Here is a 17,513-nt window from a genome sequence, read left to right as displayed (position 1 = left end):
GGTCAAGGTCGGATGGTCAGACCAGATGGGTCTGGTTGAATAAAAAACCGGGAGGAAGTTTCTCCCGGTGGAGGTTGAGAAATTGTTATTCCTGTGAAGGTGGGGGTTCAGAGGGTTGATTTTGTTGGGTTTTGTTTTTGGTGGGAATGATTTTGCTGAGTGACTCAGTGTGTCTCTGATTTGGCAGAAACTTACTAACCTTTCAACAAGTAGTATCGCCCGAGAATATGGTGGCATTTTTGACGGCTTGCTGGCGCACCGTTTGCAAGGTGTTGATGATCAGATGCTCAGTCTGGCAAAAGAAAGTACGCCACGGTTGCAATGCCAGCCCACAGCAACGCTATTCCGGCTGCGACGGAAGCCATTGTTCAAGTACTCGTAGCCATTGTCTGAGGCCTAACGTTGAAGCTCACAGGCGCGCCGCTTGTGACGCGTCCCTTGGAGCGCGGCGTTAGAGGTTTCATGCGGTTCGCCGCCACGGTTGATAAGTTGAACCACTAGTAGCTTTGAGGTAATCACAGAATTTGTTGTCATGCTCGGCAGCGACTTTTTCAATCATGTCGATGTAGCCCAGCAATGTGTCTGCAGTGACATACGGAGCTTTTCGTCCGTTGTGGGCAATGTCACCTCTCGCGCTGACGAAGTCATCGACGGGTTTTGCTCCAATAGTCCAGAACGCCGAAACGTTCGCTAAGCCAGTAAGGCGATCATAAAGCACTGTTAGTTTTTCGCTCTTGGGTGTATTGAGCGAACTTGTTTCATCAATAGCTTGAGCAATATACAAAGTTCGCCAACCATCACCTGCAAGTTCCATTGGCTTCAAGTCGTGTATATGCTTCTTGGCAATTGAGCTTAGATGCTTGCGAACGGCCAACGGTAAATTATTAGGGTCGCGGGTTTCTTGGGCCAAATAGTCAGCCGCCTCGACAATGACCGACTCGTTGTATCGTTCCCATGCCGCACAAAGCATGACAACGCCACTGCGGGTAAGATGTCCAAGTCCTTTTTTGCCCGGCGTGCCTGCACTCACAGTTCTGTGAGCCTGATGCAGTCGTTTTGCATCAAGGATGTTGTATCTAAACTCTTTGAATGCGGAAGATGCCATTGATGTTCCTTTGATAAACCTAACGTAGAAGTTACCGACGCTGTGCGGCTTTATCGCGCAGCGTCGGTGTGGAATGCCGGGTTAAGTAGCTGTGCATAACTAACCTGGAACCACGAGCCAAATTCATCCAGTAAGTGTGCGCTCATGTAGCCAGTTTGCGCCAGCTTAGTTTTGCTCGATTTTTATTACTCCGCATCCAGCCCCTGCTGCACCAACTCAGCCGCGCGAATCACCGCGCGCGCCTTGTTGCGGGTTTCTTGCCATTCGGCTTCGGTTTGCGAGTCGGCGACAATCCCGGCGCCGGCTTGCACGTAGAGCATCTGGTCTTTCACCACGGCGGTGCGGATGGCAATCGCCAGGTCCATATCGCCATTAAAGCCGAGATAGCCCACCGCGCCGCCATAAATGCCGCGTTTGCTGGGCTCCAGTTCGTCGATGATTTCCATCGCCCGCACCTTGGCCGCGCCGGACAGTGTGCCGGCCGGGAAGGTGGCGCGCAGCACGTCCAGATTGCTCATGCCTTCGCGCAAGCGGCCTTCCACGCTGGAGACAATATGCATCACATGCGAGTAGCGCTCGATGATCATGTTTTCGGTGATTTTCACCGAGCCAATATCCGCCACCCGGCCGACATCGTTGCGGCCCAGGTCCATCAGCATGACGTGCTCGGCGATTTCTTTCGGGTCGGCCAGCAGGTCTTCGGCCAGCGCTTCGTCTTCAATGCGGTTTTGCCCGCGCGGACGGGTGCCGGCAATCGGGCGCACGGTGACGGTGTGGTTTTCCTGGCGCACCAGGATTTCCGGCGAGGAGCCGACCACGTGGAAGTCGTCGAAATGATAAAAATACATATACGGCGACGGGTTCAGGCTGCGCAGCGCGCGATACAGCGACAGCGGCGGCTCGGCAAACGGCATGCGCATGCGCTGGCTGAGCACCACTTGCATGATGTCGCCGTCGATGATGTATTCCTTGGCGCGCAGCACCGCCTGCTTGAAGGCGTCTTCGCCAAATTCCGAGCTGGCCTCGCTGCGCGGGGCCGGGCCTTGCAAGGGCAGCGGCGAGGGTTGGCGCAGTTGCGCGCGCAGCTGCGCCAGGCGGGTTTGCGCTTTTTGGTAGGCGTTGGGCACTGCTGGGTCGGCGTAGACGATCAGATACAGCTGGCCGGACAGATTATCCACCACCGCCAGTTCTTCGGATTGCATCAGCAAGATATCCGGCGTGCCAATCGGGTCGGGCTTGGCGGGGCGGGCGGCGAGTTTTTTCTCGATCAGCTTGATGGTTTCGTAACCAAAATAGCCCACCAGGCCGCCGGCAAAGCGCGGCAGGCCGTCGTGCGGCGGCGTGGTGAAGCGCGCCTGGAAAGCCTCGATAAAGCCCAGCGGGTCGCCTTCGTGGGTTTCCACCACGCGGTCGCCGTGCTCCACCTGCACGCGCAGGCCGTTGACGCGCAAGCGGGTGGCGGCCGGCAGGCCAATAAAAGAATAACGGCCAAAGCGCTCGCCGCCGACCACCGATTCCAGCAGATAGGAATACGGCTGGTTAGCCAGCTTCAGGTAGACCGACAGCGGGGTGTCCAGGTCGGCAAACAGCGAGAGGATGACGGGAATGCGGTTAAAACCTTGACGCGCCAGCGCGTCGAACTCGGCTTGAGTCAGCATGACAGGCTCCGAACAGTAATCAATGAAATCAGGCGGGGTGAACGTCTGGCTAGCGACGCCATCGCAAAGTGTTCGGATACGCAGTCATGACAGCAGGCAATCGGATTCTGAGTGGATAAAAGGCAATGGCAGGATTCTTGCCCATTTTGCCGCCAGGCACAAGGGCATGGATGCAGGCGCTGTTCTGTTCGCCAGCCTGCGCGGCGCGTTATACTGCGGGCAGGTCACGGGCATCTGCCGGTGGCCTGCGTCTTCAGGGCGGGGTGAAATTCCCCACCGGCGGTATGGCCTGTTGCAGGCCGAGCCCGCGAGCGCCCCGGCCTGGCCGGGGGTCAGCAGATCTGGTGAAACGCCAGAGCCGACGGTGAGAGTCCGGATGAAAGAAGATGATGACATCAGCGAGCCTGCCTGTGCCGGCCCGCTGTCTGCTGACGCCGCTTGTGCGTGGTTGCCGCCGGTGCATTGCCGGGCGGCCGCTTGCGCCATGCGGCTGTGCCTGTTGTCCCTCAAGCCCGAGACGTGTTGCTCAACCTGAACCAGATTTGAGGACCGTTTCTTATGAATGCCCCCCTTGATTTGCTTGCCTTGCGCATCGACGCCGCCCTGGCCGCCCTGCGTGCCGGACGGCCGGTGATTGTCAGTGACGACGCCGACCGTGAGGACGAAGCCGACCTGATCCTGGCTGCGGATACGCTCAGCGTGACCGAAATGGCGCGGATGATCCGTGACGGCAGCGGCATTGTCTGCCTGTGCCTGACCGCCGAACACGCCGCCCGGCTGGAGTTGCCACTGATGGTGGCGGAGAACCGCAGCCGCCACGGCACCGCATTTACCGTCAGCATTGAGGCCGCCGAAGGCGTCAGCACCGGCGTGTCGGCGCGCGACCGGGTGACCACCATCCGCGCCGCCACCGCGCCAGGCGCCCGTGCGGAACACCTGGCTCGTCCTGGCCATGTTTACCCGCTGATTGCCCGTCCGGGCGGCCTGGCCGAGCGGCGCGGCCACACCGAGGCGGCCGTGGCGCTGGCGCAGCTGGCCGGTTTGTCACCGGCTGGCGTGCTGTGCGAGCTGATGACGCCGGATGGCGAGATGCTGCGCGGCGCGGCGGTGGATGAGTACGCCCATACCCATCAGTTGCCGCAGTTGAGCGTGGCGGAGCTGGCGCACTGGCTGGCGCTGCATCCCGCTGACTGATCCCGCCGGCGGCGTCTGTGCCGCCGGTTTTTTGTCGCCAAGGCCGGGTACAGGTATATCCAACAGTACAGCCCGGCCAGGAAATGGACTAAGATAGGCGCGGATTGTTTTGCATACAGGAATTCATCAGGGTGAAGACGCGTCTCTTGAAGGGCTCAGTGGCGGGTGTGCTGGGTATCGCCGTGTTGTACAGCGCCGGCGCCTACTGGACTGGGCTGGAAGCGGAACGCACGCTGGCCAAGCAGCACGACATGATTGCCGGCCTGCCGATTTTCAAGGTCAAGTCGCATCAATACGAGCGCGGCTGGTTTTCGTCTACCGAAACCACCGAACTGACCTTCAACGAGCGCTTTTTTGCCCCGTATCAGGGCATTCTGCCCGAGGCGGCCAAGAATGCGCTGACCGGCACGGTAAAATACGTCAACCACGTTCAGCATGGCCCGCTGCCTGGCGGCCTGCGCCCGGCGCGCGCGGTGGTGACCACTGAATTCATCATGTCGCCCGACACGCGCAAAATGCTGTCGCGCTTTTTTGGCGACAAAGAGCCGATCACCGTCACCAACCGGCTGAATTTCACCGGCGGCGGCGAGCTGAACGTCAGCGTACCGGCGTTTGACTACGAAGAAACCCTGGCCGGGGTCAAGATCAAATGGCAGGGCATGACCACCCAGGTGGGCTACGACTCGGATTACAGCCAATACAGCATCGACGCCCGCCTGCCCGGCCTGGTGCTGGATGCCGCCACCAAGGGCCATATCGAATTCAGCAATCTGAGCTATCAGTCTGACACCCGCCCAGGGGCGACCGGCGCGGGCGTGGGCAATAAAGAGCTGTCGGTCACTCGGGTCAAGCTGGAATCGAAAGAAAACATCCCGTATCAGATCAAGCTCAACGAGCTGATCTCGCTGCTGACGCGCATCCGCATTGGCGAGTTCATCAATCCGGCTGGCGAAATCAAGCCTTCGCAGGCGGATTTGGTGAATTTGAAATACCAGATCGTCAGCAGCGAAGAAAAAGAATTCATCAACGCCCGCGCCAAGTTTGGCTTTGAAAAACTGGAAGTCAACCACACCGCCTACGGCCCGATGCGGCTGGATTTGTCGGTCAACCACCTGCACGGCCCCAGCCTGTTGAAGCTGGAACAGGCGTTCTCGGACATCCAGGTTGAAGGCGTCGAGCCGGACAAACTGCGTCAGCAATATATTGACGCCGTGGTGCGCGAGGGTGGCCCGATTCTGGAAAACAACCCGCGCCTGGCGATCAACGATTTCTCGCTGAAGCTGCCCAGTGGCGAGGTCAACGTCACTGGCAATGTGGCGCTGAATGGCTACCAAAAGGGTGATTTGAACGACTCGCGGGTGTTCCTGAGCAAACTCACCGCCAACGCCAAGCTGAGTGTGCCGCGCGACACCCTGCAAGGGCTGGTGGTGGCGCAGGCGCGCAATCTGTTCACGGTGGACGCCAGCGCCGAAAACCCGCCGTCGCTGCAAGAAATCGACGAACTGGCAAAAAACCTGTTTGCCAGCCAGGTGGATATCTGGTCTGAGCAGGGCTATCTGCAACAAGAAGGCGGCCAGCTGAAAACCTCGGCCGAATGGAAAAACGGCAAGCTCACCATCAATAACCGCCCGGTGAATCTGCCAGACCCGGCGGCAGTCGAAGCGGCGGCCGCACCCAAGCCGTAAGCCAGCCAGACCGCGCCAAAAACATCAGGCCCCAGGTGAATACCGTGGGGCCTGATGTTTTTTGCCCGGCCGGTGTGCTGGCCGGGTGTCTGGTGCGGGCTTAATTCGCCATTTGCTCGGCCTGAATCGCCGTCAGCGCAATGGTGTAGACAATATCGTCCACCAGCGCGCCGCGCGACAGGTCGTTGACTGGCTTGCGCAGGCCTTGCAGCATCGGGCCGACGCTGACCACATTGGCCGAGCGCTGCACCGCCTTGTAGGTGGTGTTGCCGGTGTTGAGGTCGGGGAAGACAAACACATTGGCGCGGCCGGCCACCGGGCTGTCCGGGGCTTTTTGCCGGCCGACGCTTTCCACGCTGGCGGCGTCGTATTGCAGCGGGCCATCCACCAGAATATCCGGGCGGCGCTGGCGCACCAGCTCGGTGGCGGCGCGGACTTTTTCCACATCGCTGCCGGCGCCGGAGCTGCCGGTGGAATAGGAAATCATCGCCACGCGCGGGCTGATGCCAAAGGCCTTGGCCGAGTCGGCGCTCTGGATGGCGATGTCGGCCAGCTCTTCGGCGCTGGGGTCAGGGTTCACCGCGCAGTCACCGTACACCAGCACCTGATCCGGCATCAGCATGAAAAACACGCTGGAGACAATACTCGAGCCCGGCGCGGTCTTGATGAATTGCAGCGCCGGGCGGATGGTGTTGGCGGTGGTGTGCACCGCGCCCGACACCAGGCCGTCCACGTCGTTCACCGCCAGCATCATGGTGCCCAGCACCACGCTGTCTTCCAGATATTGCTCGGCCATGTGCGCGGTCATGCCCTTGTGGCGGCGCAGCTCGACCAGCGGCGGCACGTAGCGGGCGCGGGCGTGGTCGGGGTCGAGGATTTCCAGGTCGGCCGGCAGGGTGATGCCCTGGGCGTCGGCCACTTTTTGCACGGCTTCCGGTTTGGCCAGCAGCACACAGCGGGCAATGCCCTTCTGGTGGCAGATCACCGCCGCCTCGACGGTGCGCGGCTCGTCGCCCTCGGGCAGCACAATGCGCTTGCCGGCGTGGCGGGCGTGTTGAATCAGCTGGTAGCGGAAGGCCGGCGGCGACAGTCGTACTTCGCCCGGCTGGCCAATGCGCGAAATCAGCCGATCCAGATCCAGCCGTTCGGCGACAAAATCCACCACCCGTTCCATGCGCGCCAAGTCGTCCACCGGCACATGGTGCGACATCTGCGTGAGCTGGCGGGCGGTGTCGAAGGTTTCCAGTTCGGTGGCCAGTACCGGGAAACTGGCGTGTTCGTTGATCTGGCACAGCGCCTGCAAGTGCGGGTGCGGCAGCGAATTACAGGTCAGCAGCAGGCCGGCCAGCGGCACACCGCGCTGGGCGGCCATGGCGGTGGCCAGCACCACATCGTCGCGGTCGCCAGGGGTGATCACCAGCACGCCCGGCTTCAGCCGGTTGATCAAATGGGTGATCGAGCGCGCGGCAATCAGCATGTCGCTGACCCGTGCCGAATGCAGCCGTGCCGGCGCCAGCACCCGGGCGTTCAGGTGTTGGGCGATGTCCAGCGTGCGCGGCGCGGCAAAATTGTTGGACAGCGGAATGGTGCCCAGTAGCGGCAGGCGGCGTGCCTTGGCGGTGGCGGTGAGCTGGGCGATGTCCAGGGTGTAATCCCCCGGCGCGACGTCTTCGCGCACCTTATTGATGATGTAGCCGGCAAAGCGGTTATTGTGCGATTCCGCCGACTGGCGGGCGGCGACTTCGATTTGTTCGGCCAGGTCTTGCGCCGACAGACGGGCCGCAGAGCCGACAAAAATGGTTTCTGCGTTCAGCGTGCGGGCAATCTGGGTATTGAGCTGCGGCGCGTAGACATGGTTGGCGTCGGCCGCCAGGCCTTCCACCACCACCACATCATTGTGGTCCACCACTTGCTGATACAGGCTGACGATTTCTTCCAGCAACTGGTCGGTCTGGCCGGCGCCCATCAGTTGTTCGGCGCGGGCAAAGTCGATTGGCGGCGGGGTGTCCAGGCGGAACAGGCTGGAGGCGAAGTGGCTGGAGCGCTCGGGCCCGGCGCCGGGGTCGCGCTGTTGCGCCACCGGTTTGATGAAGCCGACTTTCAGGCCACGGCGCTCAAGCGCGCGCACCAGGCCCAGCGCCACCGAAGTCAGGCCGACGTCATAGCCAACCGGGGAGAGGTAGAGGGCGTGCATGAATTTCCTTTGCCGTTGGAAGAGGGTTGCGCCGGCCGCCGGCTGGACAGGCAAGCCCACCAGGCGTGGCGCGACCCGGGTTGCATCATGATCAGAATAAAATCAGAACGTCAGGACAAAAGCACAAGGCCGCGCAGTGCGCGGCCTTGTTCAGTCTGGTGTCACACGCCTGCCAGGGCAAACGTGTCGCGGGCAATCAGCAGTTCTTCATTGGTGTTTACCACCAAGACGGTGCGGCTGCCGGCAGCGTGAATCGGGCCGGCCACGCCGCCCACACAGCGGGCGTTGGCGGCGCTATCCACGGCAAAGCCCAGCAGGCCCAGCCGCGCCAGCACCTGCTCGCGCACCCAGGCTGAGTTTTCGCCAATGCCGCCGGTGAACACCAGCGCGTCCAGGCGCGGCAGCGCGGCGGACAGGCCGGCGATATGCTTGGCCAGGCGGTAGCAGAACACCTCCAGCGCCACCCGTGCACCCGCGTGGCCTTCTTCGGCGGCGGCTTGCAGGGTACGGCAGTCGTTGGACAAGCCGGAGAGGCCCAGCAGGCCGCTCTTGCGGTTCAGCAGGTCAATCACTTGATCAGCCGATTGATTCAGCGCATTGCCGATGAACTGCACCAGGCTGGGGTCGATGTCGCCCGAGCGGGTGCCCATCACCAGGCCTTCCAGCGGGGTCAGGCCCATGGTGGTGTCCACGCTGTGGCCATTCAGTACGGCGGCGGCCGAGGCGCCATTGCCTAGGTGGGCGGTGATCAGTGCGCAGTCTTGCAGCGGGCGGCCCAGCAGCTGGGCGGCTTCGGCGGCGACATAACGGTGGCTGGTGCCATGAAACCCATAGCGGCGCAGGCCGTGTTCGGCGTACAGGCTGTGTGGAATGGCGTACAGATAGGCATGCGCCGGCATGCTCTGGTGAAACGCGGTGTCGAATACCGCTACATGCGGCAAACTGGGGAAGCACCGGCGCGCCACGCGCACGCCAATCAGATTGGCCGGGTTGTGCAGCGGCGCCAGGCGGGCGCAGGCGTCAATTTCGGCTTCGACGGCGTCGTCGATGCGCACCGAGCTTTTAAAGCGCTCGCCGCCGTGCACCACGCGGTGGCCCACCGCGCCAATGCGGGTGGTCAGCCCACTGGCGTCCAGCACGTCCAGCACCGCGCGCATGGCGGCTTCGTGGCCGCCGCCGGCCAGGGTCACGCCGTGGCGGTCTTCGCCCAGCCGGGCGCTCAGGCTGGCTTCCGGGCTACCCAGTCGTTCGGCCAGGCCGGTCAGCGCAGCGACACCGGTGCGTGGGTCGATGGCGGCAAATTTCAGCGAGGAACTACCGCAATTAATCACAAGAACATGGTCGGTCATCAGCACATCCGCTCTTCAGAAACGCTGGCGCGCCAGTTCGGGCACAAGCGCGCAAAAACAAGAAAAAACAGTCCGCTGCGCGGTGGAAGGGACAGGCTGCCCGAACTATACCGCGCGGGGATGTTGCGTCGCAACAAAATACTTGGACGTTTGATTTGTCGCAAGTTTTGTCCAGAAAACTTCTGCCACCCCCGGAAGAAGCCGGGCAAAACGGCAAAATCGATTGATTTTGCACAATTTATATTGCAAAAAACGCTTGCCCCCCACCCCGATTTTGGGGACAATCCCCCGCCTTCCTGACGGCTGTCTGGCGTGTGCGCCTGCAACTGTTTGTGCCTTCATACCGTAAACTCGTTTTGGCGAGATTCGGCTGGTCTTGATTCTTCTACCTTTGTGGGGATTGGGAATAATGTCTGATCTGGCTTCTGCGCAACTGCTTACCGCATCCGCCGCGCAACTTCCTGTCTATACCTATTTTGATCCGGCGTATTACGAGCTGGAACAGCAACTGCTGTTCGCCGACGCGCCGCAATACTATGGCCATGCCTTGATGACGCCGAACGTGGGCGACTATCACACCCTGGAGTGGATGGGCCATGGCAAGATGCTCAAGCGCAACGAAGACGGCATTCAATTGCTGTCCAATGTCTGCCGCCATCGCCAGGCCTTGATGCTCAAGGGGCGCGGCAACACTGAACACATCGTCTGCAATATCCACGGCTGGACCTACAACAACCAGGGCAAGCTGATTGGCGCGCCGCATTTTCATCAGCAGCCGTGCCTGGACCTGGGCCAGACCCAGCTGACCGAATGGAACGGCCTGTTGTTTGACGCCCGCCGCGACATCGCCGCCGACCTGGCGCGCCTGGGCGTGGCCAAGCACATGACGTTTGATGGCTACGCCTATCACGAAACCGTCATCACCGAATACAACTTCAACTGGAAAACCTTCATCGAAGTGTATTCGGAGGACTACCACGTTGACCCTTTCCACCCCGGCCTGGGCAATTTCGTCAATTGCGGCGAACTGAAGTGGGAATGGGGCGAGCAATACCATGTGCAGACTGTCGGCGTAAAAAACGCCCTGGCGCGCTCGGGCAGCAAGGTGTACTCGGAATGGCACCAGCAGGTGCTGCGCCGCTACGCAGAAAAACAGCCGGAATTCGGCGCCATCTGGCTGACCTACTACCCCAATATCATGGTGGAGTGGTATCCGCATGTGCTGGTGGTCAGCGTGGCGGTGCCCAAGGGCCCGGAAAAAACCACGGTGATCACCGAGTTTTACTACCCGGAAGACATCGTCTGGTTCGAGCCGGAATTCATCCAGGCCGAGCAGGCGGCGTACTTCGAAACTGCTGTGGAAGACGACGAAATCTGCTACCGCATGCACGAGGGTCGCAAGGCGCTGTGGCTGCGCGGTGAGTCGGAAGTCGGCCCGTATCAGTCGCCGACCGAAGACGGCATGCAGCACTTCCATGAGTTTTATCGCCGCAAGATGGGCGAAGCGCTGCGCGGCTAAGCCAAAACAGCAGCTGAAACACCCCGCCACGGCGCGCCGGATGAATGTCCGGCGCGCCGTGGCGTTTTTAGGGTCGCTCACAAAACCCAGCGCAGCGGTCTTGGCCAGGCGTGTGACCGCAGACAGTACAAGTCGTACGACAAGGGGGGGGTTGTGAGCGGCTCTTATTGGCTGGGGGCGATCATCCCGCCATCCATATCAACGACCTGCGGCTTTTTTGTCTGCCTTGTTGGCGTGTTCAAGTGAAACATTTCTGTCTGGTGTGATAAGCCTTTTTTTATCCCTCTGTTCATGTTATTTTCATAAATTGTCATGCTGCGACCTGCCGCACGGGTCTGGCAAAACCAAGTTCCACCTTTCTTGATATGCCAAGGCTGACAGCCATCACGCCTCACCGAGGTGTGATTGTCGCGCTCGCAGTCAGCGATGCGCCCACGACAAAGGAGATCGCACCATGTCGTATCGTACCATGCCCCTGGGTCGGCAAATCCTGTTGCCGGCCGTGCTGCTGCTGGTCCTGGTTTTTACCATCATGATTGCGCTGACGGCCTGGCTGACTGGCCAGGCGGCCATGGCGCAGGCACAGCTGGAGCTGGGCAATGAGGTCCGGCTGGTGGTGGGAGGTCTGGACAGCGAGTTTGACAGCGCCAAGGCACGCGGCGCCCGCCAACTGCATTTTTTCGAGCAGTTTCTGGGTGGGGCGGTACAGCCGGGCGAAGGGCTGCACCCCACTGGCGGACTGGCCCTGCCGATCCTGAGCGTGAATGGCGTGATGCTCAACAGCCATCACGAGCCGCTGGAGCGTTTCAAGGCCCTCACCAGCGAAGAAGCCGCCATTCTGGCCGTATACCAAGGCAAGGTTTACCGCTTGTCCACGCTGCTCAAGCGTGACGGCAAAGCCATGGACGGCACCACGCTGGCCGATAACGATCCGGTAGCCAGGGCATTGCTGGCCGGCGAGGATTATCAAGGCATGGTGGTGCGCAATGGCAAGTATTACTTCAGCAATATCCGTGCGCTGAAAAATGCCCAGGGCCAGGTGATTGGCGGGCTGTCGGTGCGCATAGAGCTGGCCGACACCCTGGCGCGCCTGCGCACCCTGTATGGCCGCATTGTTGCCGGCAAGACCGGCTATGTGACCATTGCTCGCCCCAGTGGCGACGACAAGACCATTGGCGAGTTTATTGTCCACCCCAAATTTCAGGGCAAGATTATCGGCGAGGTGGTGGGCGAAGGCCCAACCCGGCAATCCGCGTTGGACAATATCCGTTTTGAGGGTGGGCTGCGCCAGTATCTGTGGCCGTCCGAGCAGGGGCTGCGCGAGCGCATGGCCATGGTGGGTTGGTCAAAAAACTGGAATTTTCAGGTCACCATCGGCAGCTGGACCGACGAATTCATGGCCGACAGCGTACATTTGCGTGGCATTCTGGCTGCGGTCAGCCTGGGTGGCCTGGCCTTGTGCTCGGTGTTGATCTGGCTGCTGGTGCGCCACCGGCTGCGACCCTTGCGTGGGATTGTCGATGCGGTCACGGCGCTTGGCCAGGGAAATCTGCAAGTCAGTGTGCCGCAGCGACGCACCGACAGCCACAATGAACTGGATCAACTGGGCCAGGCGCTGAACACCACGGTCGGCCAGGTGCGCAGCCTGCTCAGCGACATCACCACGGCCGCCGGCCAGGTTGGCGAATCCGCCGCCAGGCTGGACACCCGTTCGGAAGAGCTGGTGCGTCGTGCCGGCACACAGGCACAGGCCGCCGCGGCAATGGCGGCCTCGGTAGAACAACTGTCGGTCAGCATCCGTCAGGTGGCCGATCATGCTCATACTGCTTCGACCCTCAGTGCCGAGGCGCTGCACAGCTGCCAGACCGGGCGCAGTGTGGTCACCGGCAGTGCTGACGATATGCGCGCCATGGCCGACGATGTCCGGCAGACTGCCAGCGCCGTGCTGGCACTGGGCGAGCAGTCGCGGCTGATTTCCAGTGTGGTGGAGGTGATCCACGACATTGCCGACCAGACCAATCTGCTGGCCTTGAATGCCGCCATCGAGGCAGCCCGTGCCGGGGAATCCGGTCGGGGTTTTGCCGTGGTGGCTGATGAAGTGCGCAAGCTGGCCGAGCGCACTACCGCTTCTACCCGGGAAATTGCCGCCACCATCCAGCAGATTGTGCATGACACCCAGCACGCCGCCCAGCGCATGCAAGTGGTGCGCGAGCGGGTGGATCACGGCGTGGAACTGGCCTGTCAGGCCGGGGTGGCGCTGGATACCATCGACCAACACACGGCCAGTGCCGTGCAACTGGTGCACGGCATCGCCGGCAGCACGCAAGAACAGCGCGGTGCTGGCGATACCCTTACCCACGGCATTGATGATATTGCCCGCATGGCAGAAGCCGCCAGCGAGATGGCTCGTGACCATGCTGAGGATGTCGAGCGCCTGCGTCAGGTGGCCGGACAATTGCGCGCGGGCTTGGCGCGCTTTACCTTGTAGCAAAACCGGAATGCCCGCATTACATATTCATGCCGGCCAATGGCAATCCAGATGTGCCGGCAGTGCCGCACGGTGGCTTGAGCAAGCCAGGGCACTGCCGGGGCGCCTGCGTGCTATCAGGGCTTGGGTTTGGCGATGTCCAGCGGATCCGCCTGATAGTCGGCGCTTTCCGGCGGACAGCTCAGCTCGCTGGTGCGCGCCCACGGTTTATTGACAAAGGTCTGCCAATCCACCGGGTTGGCCGGGTATTGCTCGGCGCCGGTCGGGTCGCCGCAGGTTTGCGCCGACACCGATTGGCCTGGGCCAATCGCCACCACCGCACCCGCTTTCAGTGTGCAGGTGGCCACCCACTTGAGCTTGTTCCAGTCGCGGCAGATTTCATACGCCACCCGATAGCCGTCCACCGGGCCGTGCGGGGCATCATACGACCACCAGCCGCCCAGGCGGTTGGTATTGCCCTGGGCATTGACGTCGCCTGGGCCATTCCACATCCGGTACACCGGGATATCCTGGGTGATTTTGACCACCAGCGCGGCAGATACACCGCCCTGGCCGGCCGGCTTGACGGCGTATTCCACCGCCGCGCGGGCGTAGTCCGGGTCATTGGGGGCCAGTTCTACTGCCTTGCCTTGCAGGCTGGCCGGAAAGGCCAGCGGGTCGGCCTGAACGCAGGCAGTGCCCAGCGCCAGCAGGCTGGCGCCCAGCCAGGATATGTGTCGAATCATGGTGTGCTTCCTTCATCAAGAAAACGGGTGTTGGCCGCTCTTAACACTCCAGGGTCAGCGCTGGGGCGCCCTCAATGGCAAACCCCCCCTCACCGCGCGGGGTGCGGATGCGGTATTGACCTTCCCCGGCCTGCCAGGCCTCGCTGTTTCCCCAGCTCAGGCGCGCCGCAGCGCTGAGCGCCACGCCATGTGGGCGAGGACTCAGGCCCATGGGTTGCCACACTGACACCACCCCGGCCTCACCCTGGCCATCGGCATGACGCAGGTGCAAGTCCAGCCGGTCACCCGCCAGCGTCACGCTGGCCAGCTGAAAAAACTGGTCATTGGGGCGCACCAGGGCAAATTGCCAAAAGCGCACACAACCAAACGTCTGGCCGACAAAATGCCGGCGCAACCAGTTGGCAATATCTTCAGGGGTATCAAGCGAAACGGACATGAACAACTCCGCCAACAGAATATGCCGGGAGTATAACCAGAAACCCAGCCATGATGTTGAAATATGATGCACAATGGCTGACACAAGCGCACTGCGCAAAGCGCTACTGACTAAGAGCCGCTAACAAAACCCAGCGCAGCGATCCTGGCCAGGCGTGCGACCGCAGGTAGACAAGAAGCGCTACAACGCCAGAAGCGTTTTGTAAGCGGCGCTTGACGCAGCCGGCCGTCGCCTTAACCCAGGCCCAGCGCCGGCGCTGCCAGCCGCCACACCGCCCAGGCCATCAGCGCCGCCAGCGCGTCGTCCAGCATCACGCCAAAGCCGCCTTTCAACTGGGCATCCAGCCAGCGAATCGGCCAGGGTTTGACAATGTCGAATACCCTAAACAGCGCAAAACCCAACGCCCAGGCCAGCGGCGTGGCCGGCAGCACAATCAATAGCGCCCACATTGCCACCATTTCGTCCCACACCATGGCGCCGTGGTCTGGTGCGCCCAGCGCGTCGCCGGTGCGCTGGCAGGCCCAGCAGCCCAACGCAAACAGCAGCGGCAGCAGCCAGGCCAAGAGTGTCGGGCTGAGCCCCAGCGCCAGCCACAGCGCATACAAGGGCAGCGCCGCCAGCGTGCCAAAAGTGCCGGGGGCTTTGGCCGCCAGGCCGCTGCCCAGGCCCAGGGCAATCACATGGGCGGGGTGGCGCAGCATAAAGCGCCAGTCAGGCGAAATGGTCATAACCATGTTGCTCCAGCAGGATGTCTGAACCATCGGGGTTCAGTAAGCGGCAGCCGGCGCCGGCGGTCAACGCGCCGATGCGGGTCAGCGGCACTGCCAGTGCGCGGCCCAGGTCGGCCAGCGCGGCGCGCGCCGACGGCGGCGCGGCAAAGCACAATTCATAATCATCACCGCCCGCCGCCGCGCAGGCCAGGCCGGCCGCGCCTTGTTCGCGCAGGCACGCAGGCATCGGCAGCCAGTCGGCGCGCACCCAGGCGGCCACGCCGCTGCGCGCCGCCAGATGGCCCAGGTCGGCCAGCAAACCATCAGACACATCCAGCGCGGCGCTGGCCAGCCCGCGCAAGGCCTGGCCCAGCGCCAGACGCGGCTGCGGCCAGTCCAGCCGCTGCTGCGCCAAGGCCCGCTCGGCCTCGGGCAGGGTCAGTTGCCCCAGGCGGGCGCGCACGGCGGCGGCGGCCATGCCCAGCTCGCCGCTCACCCAGACATCGTCGCCCGCGCGGCCGCCATCGCGGCGCAGCGCCCGGCCAGCGGGGGCTTCGCCAAAAATGCTCACCGACAAGGTCAGCGGCCCGCGCGTGGTGTCGCCGCCAATCAGCGCCACCTCGTGCGCGTCGGCCAGGGCAAACCAGCCCTCGGCAAACGCCGCCAGCCAGTCGGCGTCCAGTTCGGGCCAGGCTGCTGCCAGCGTGGCCCAGCGCGCGGTGCCGCCCATGGCGGCGATGTCGGATAAATTCACCGCCAGCGCCTTGTGCCCCAGCGCGCGCGGATCGACATCGGCAAAAAAATGCCGGCCACACACCAGCATATCAGTAGACACCAGTAACTCATGGCCCGGCGTGGGCGCCAAAATCGCCGCGTCATCGCCCACCGCCAGCCGCACGGCGGGGTCGGCTGCCGGGCGGTCAAAATAACGGCGGATCAGGTCAAATTCATTCATCGCCCATCCCAGGAAAAATCACCATGGCCGGCAGGGTACCGAGGTTTGCCGGCAAAGGCAAAATCTGGCCGGCAGCAGCGTGTGTCTGCCCCGCGTCAGCGCTGGGGTGCTACACTTTGCGCCGCCAGATTTGGCGCTTTTTGATTGATTTGCCCGCTTGTCGGGCCCCGCCTGACGCCATGAATGTTGACTTTTTTCTGCCCTGGTTCACCCGACTGCGCCACGCCGCCAGCGTTGGCCTGCTGATTGCCCTGGTGGCGCTGCTGGCCGGCTCGGCTTCGGCGCTGTTTTTGGCGGCGCTGGACTGGGCCACGACCGTGCGCGTGGCTCACCCCTGGCTGCTGGCTGGCCTGCCGCTGGCCGGCTTTGCCGTTGGCTGGGTGTATTGGCGCGTCGGCCAGCCGGTGGAGGCCGGCAATAATCTGCTGATTGACGAAATTCACGACCCGAAAAACACCATTCCCCTGCGCATGGCGCCGCTGATTTTGGCGGCGACGGTGATTTCGCATCTGTTTGGCGCGTCGGTGGGGCGCGAGGGCACGGCGGTGCAGATGGGCGGCGCGCTGGCCGACCAGCTGAATCGGCTGTGGCCGCAAGACGCCGCCGGCCGCCAGCGTGTGCTGATGGCCGGCATCAGCGCCGGCTTTGCCTCGGTGTTTGGCACGCCGCTGGCCGGCGCGGTGTTTGCGCTGGAAGTGCTGGCCATCGGCCGCCTGCGGGTGGATGCGTTGCTGCCCTGCTTACTGGCGGCGATGCTGGCCGATCAAGTCTGCCTGGCCTGGGGCGCCCAGCATGCCCACCGCGCACTGGGCGCGCTGCCAGCGCTGAGCGCCAGCAGCCTGATTGCCGTGCTGGCGGCCGGTGCCTTGTTTGGCCTGGCCGGGCGCAGCTTTGCCTGGGCCACCCATAGCCTGGGCCGCCAGTTCAAAACGCGCATCAGCTATCCGCCGCTGCGCCCGCTGCTGGGTGGCGCGCTGTTTGCCGTGACGGTGTGGGCACTGGGCGGCGAACGGTTTCAGGGGCTGGGGGTGAACTTGATCGACGCCGCGTTTGTGGGTCAGTTGGGGCCGGGCGAGGCGCTGGGCAAGTGGGCGGCCACGGTGTGGTCGCTGGCTTGTGGCTTCAAGGGCGGCGAAGTCACCCCGCTGTTCGCCATCGGCGCCACGCTGGGCAATGCGCTGGCCGCGCTATTGCCACTGCCGGCGCCGCTATTGGCCGCGCTGGGCCTGGCGGCGGTGTTTGCCGGCGCGGCCAATACGCCGCTGGCCTGCACGCTCCTGGCCATCGAGCTGTTTGGCGGCGGCATCGGCCTGTTTGCCGCGCTGGCCTGCGCCGCCAGCTATGCCTGCTCGGGCCACCAGGGGATTTATCGCGCCCAGCGGCTGGAAGCGCCCAAGCATCGGCTCGGTTAAGCGCCGTTAACAAAACCCGCCTGGCCAGGCGCGCTTCGCAGGCGCGCTTCGCTGGCTTTTGTGAGCCGCTCTAATCGATGGCG

At 62.8% G+C, this 17,513-nt stretch carries 14 protein-coding genes and 1 riboswitch; of the genes, 6 read left to right on the top strand and 8 right to left on the bottom strand.

Annotated elements, in window-relative coordinates:
* Nucleotides 1-460: 460 nt before the first annotated feature.
* Both DFR34_RS16905 and trpE read right to left on the bottom strand, forming a co-directional pair.
* Nucleotides 461-1,105, bottom strand: coding sequence for a HEPN domain-containing protein (locus DFR34_RS16905; RefSeq protein WP_146215128.1), 645 nt, complete (start codon nt 1,103-1,105; stop codon nt 461-463).
* 185 nt (nt 1,106-1,290) lie between these two features.
* A complete protein-coding gene (gene trpE, locus DFR34_RS10960) occupies nt 1,291-2,763 on the bottom strand; it encodes an anthranilate synthase component I (protein WP_211309376.1) in 1,473 nt (490 codons plus the stop codon).
* A gap of 245 nt (nt 2,764-3,008) precedes the next feature.
* Nucleotides 3,009-3,155, top strand: a riboswitch (FMN riboswitch).
* 166 nt (nt 3,156-3,321) lie between these two features.
* Here trpE and ribB point away from each other — a divergent pair.
* The gene (gene ribB, locus DFR34_RS10955) at nt 3,322-3,957 is read left to right on the top strand and encodes a 3,4-dihydroxy-2-butanone-4-phosphate synthase (RefSeq protein ID WP_110391200.1); all 636 of its coding nucleotides are present in this window, start codon (nt 3,322-3,324) and stop codon (nt 3,955-3,957) included.
* A 131-nt stretch (nt 3,958-4,088) separates the two neighbouring features.
* On the top strand, nt 4,089-5,642 hold the full coding sequence (locus DFR34_RS10950; RefSeq protein ID WP_245906874.1) for a YdgA family protein: 1,554 nt from the start codon (nt 4,089-4,091) through the stop codon (nt 5,640-5,642).
* Between the two features lie 100 nt (nt 5,643-5,742).
* Here DFR34_RS10950 and pta read toward each other — a convergent pair whose 3' ends face one another.
* Nucleotides 5,743-7,836, bottom strand: a complete 2,094-nt coding sequence (gene pta / locus DFR34_RS10945; protein ID WP_110391199.1) for a phosphate acetyltransferase — start codon at nt 7,834-7,836, stop codon at nt 5,743-5,745.
* Between the two features lie 161 nt (nt 7,837-7,997).
* Complete coding sequence (locus tag DFR34_RS10940; RefSeq protein WP_110391198.1) at nt 7,998-9,185, bottom strand: acetate/propionate family kinase; 1,188 nt, start codon at nt 9,183-9,185, stop codon at nt 7,998-8,000.
* Between DFR34_RS10940 and DFR34_RS16900 the strand changes: the two genes are divergently transcribed.
* From DFR34_RS16900 to DFR34_RS10930, 3 genes are all read left to right on the top strand, one after another.
* Nucleotides 9,174-9,485: a hypothetical protein gene (locus DFR34_RS16900; protein WP_146215127.1), complete on the top strand. Its 312-nt coding sequence runs from the start codon at nt 9,174-9,176 to the stop codon at nt 9,483-9,485. The two genes, DFR34_RS10940 and DFR34_RS16900, sit on opposite strands and share 12 nt — an antisense overlap.
* A 109-nt stretch (nt 9,486-9,594) precedes the next feature.
* On the top strand, nt 9,595-10,704 hold the full coding sequence (locus DFR34_RS10935) for an aromatic ring-hydroxylating oxygenase subunit alpha (protein WP_110391197.1): 1,110 nt from the start codon (nt 9,595-9,597) through the stop codon (nt 10,702-10,704).
* Between the two features lie 454 nt (nt 10,705-11,158).
* Nucleotides 11,159-13,192 carry a methyl-accepting chemotaxis protein gene (locus DFR34_RS10930; protein WP_110391196.1) on the top strand — a complete coding sequence of 678 codons (2,034 nt, stop codon included), beginning with the start codon at nt 11,159-11,161 and terminating at the stop codon, nt 13,190-13,192.
* A 116-nt stretch (nt 13,193-13,308) separates the two neighbouring features.
* Here DFR34_RS10930 and DFR34_RS10925 read toward each other — a convergent pair whose 3' ends face one another.
* The 4 genes from DFR34_RS10925 to thiL form a co-directional block, all read right to left on the bottom strand.
* On the bottom strand, nt 13,309-13,917 hold the full coding sequence (locus DFR34_RS10925; RefSeq protein ID WP_110391195.1) for a hypothetical protein: 609 nt from the start codon (nt 13,915-13,917) through the stop codon (nt 13,309-13,311).
* A gap of 40 nt (nt 13,918-13,957) precedes the next feature.
* Nucleotides 13,958-14,353: a hypothetical protein gene (locus DFR34_RS10920; protein WP_110391194.1), complete on the bottom strand. Its 396-nt coding sequence runs from the start codon at nt 14,351-14,353 to the stop codon at nt 13,958-13,960.
* A gap of 233 nt (nt 14,354-14,586) precedes the next feature.
* Nucleotides 14,587-15,081, bottom strand: a complete 495-nt coding sequence (locus DFR34_RS10915; RefSeq protein ID WP_110391193.1) for a phosphatidylglycerophosphatase A family protein — start codon at nt 15,079-15,081, stop codon at nt 14,587-14,589.
* Nucleotides 15,065-16,018, bottom strand: a complete 954-nt coding sequence (gene thiL / locus DFR34_RS10910; RefSeq protein WP_110391192.1) for a thiamine-phosphate kinase — start codon at nt 16,016-16,018, stop codon at nt 15,065-15,067. The genes DFR34_RS10915 and thiL overlap by 17 nt, the downstream gene beginning before the upstream one ends.
* Before the next feature lie 179 nt (nt 16,019-16,197).
* On the opposite strand from thiL, the gene DFR34_RS10905 reads away from it, so the two are divergent.
* Nucleotides 16,198-17,430, top strand: a complete 1,233-nt coding sequence (locus DFR34_RS10905) for a chloride channel protein (RefSeq protein ID WP_110391191.1) — start codon at nt 16,198-16,200, stop codon at nt 17,428-17,430.
* Nucleotides 17,431-17,513: the final 83 nt, after the last annotated feature.

The sequence above is a fragment of the Rivihabitans pingtungensis genome (assembly GCF_003201855.1).
In the GTDB taxonomy this organism is placed as follows: Bacteria; Pseudomonadota; Gammaproteobacteria; order Burkholderiales; family Aquaspirillaceae; genus Rivihabitans; species Rivihabitans pingtungensis.
Note: the sequence above shows the minus strand (reverse complement) of the source record. Positions and strands in the feature narration are given on the sequence as shown.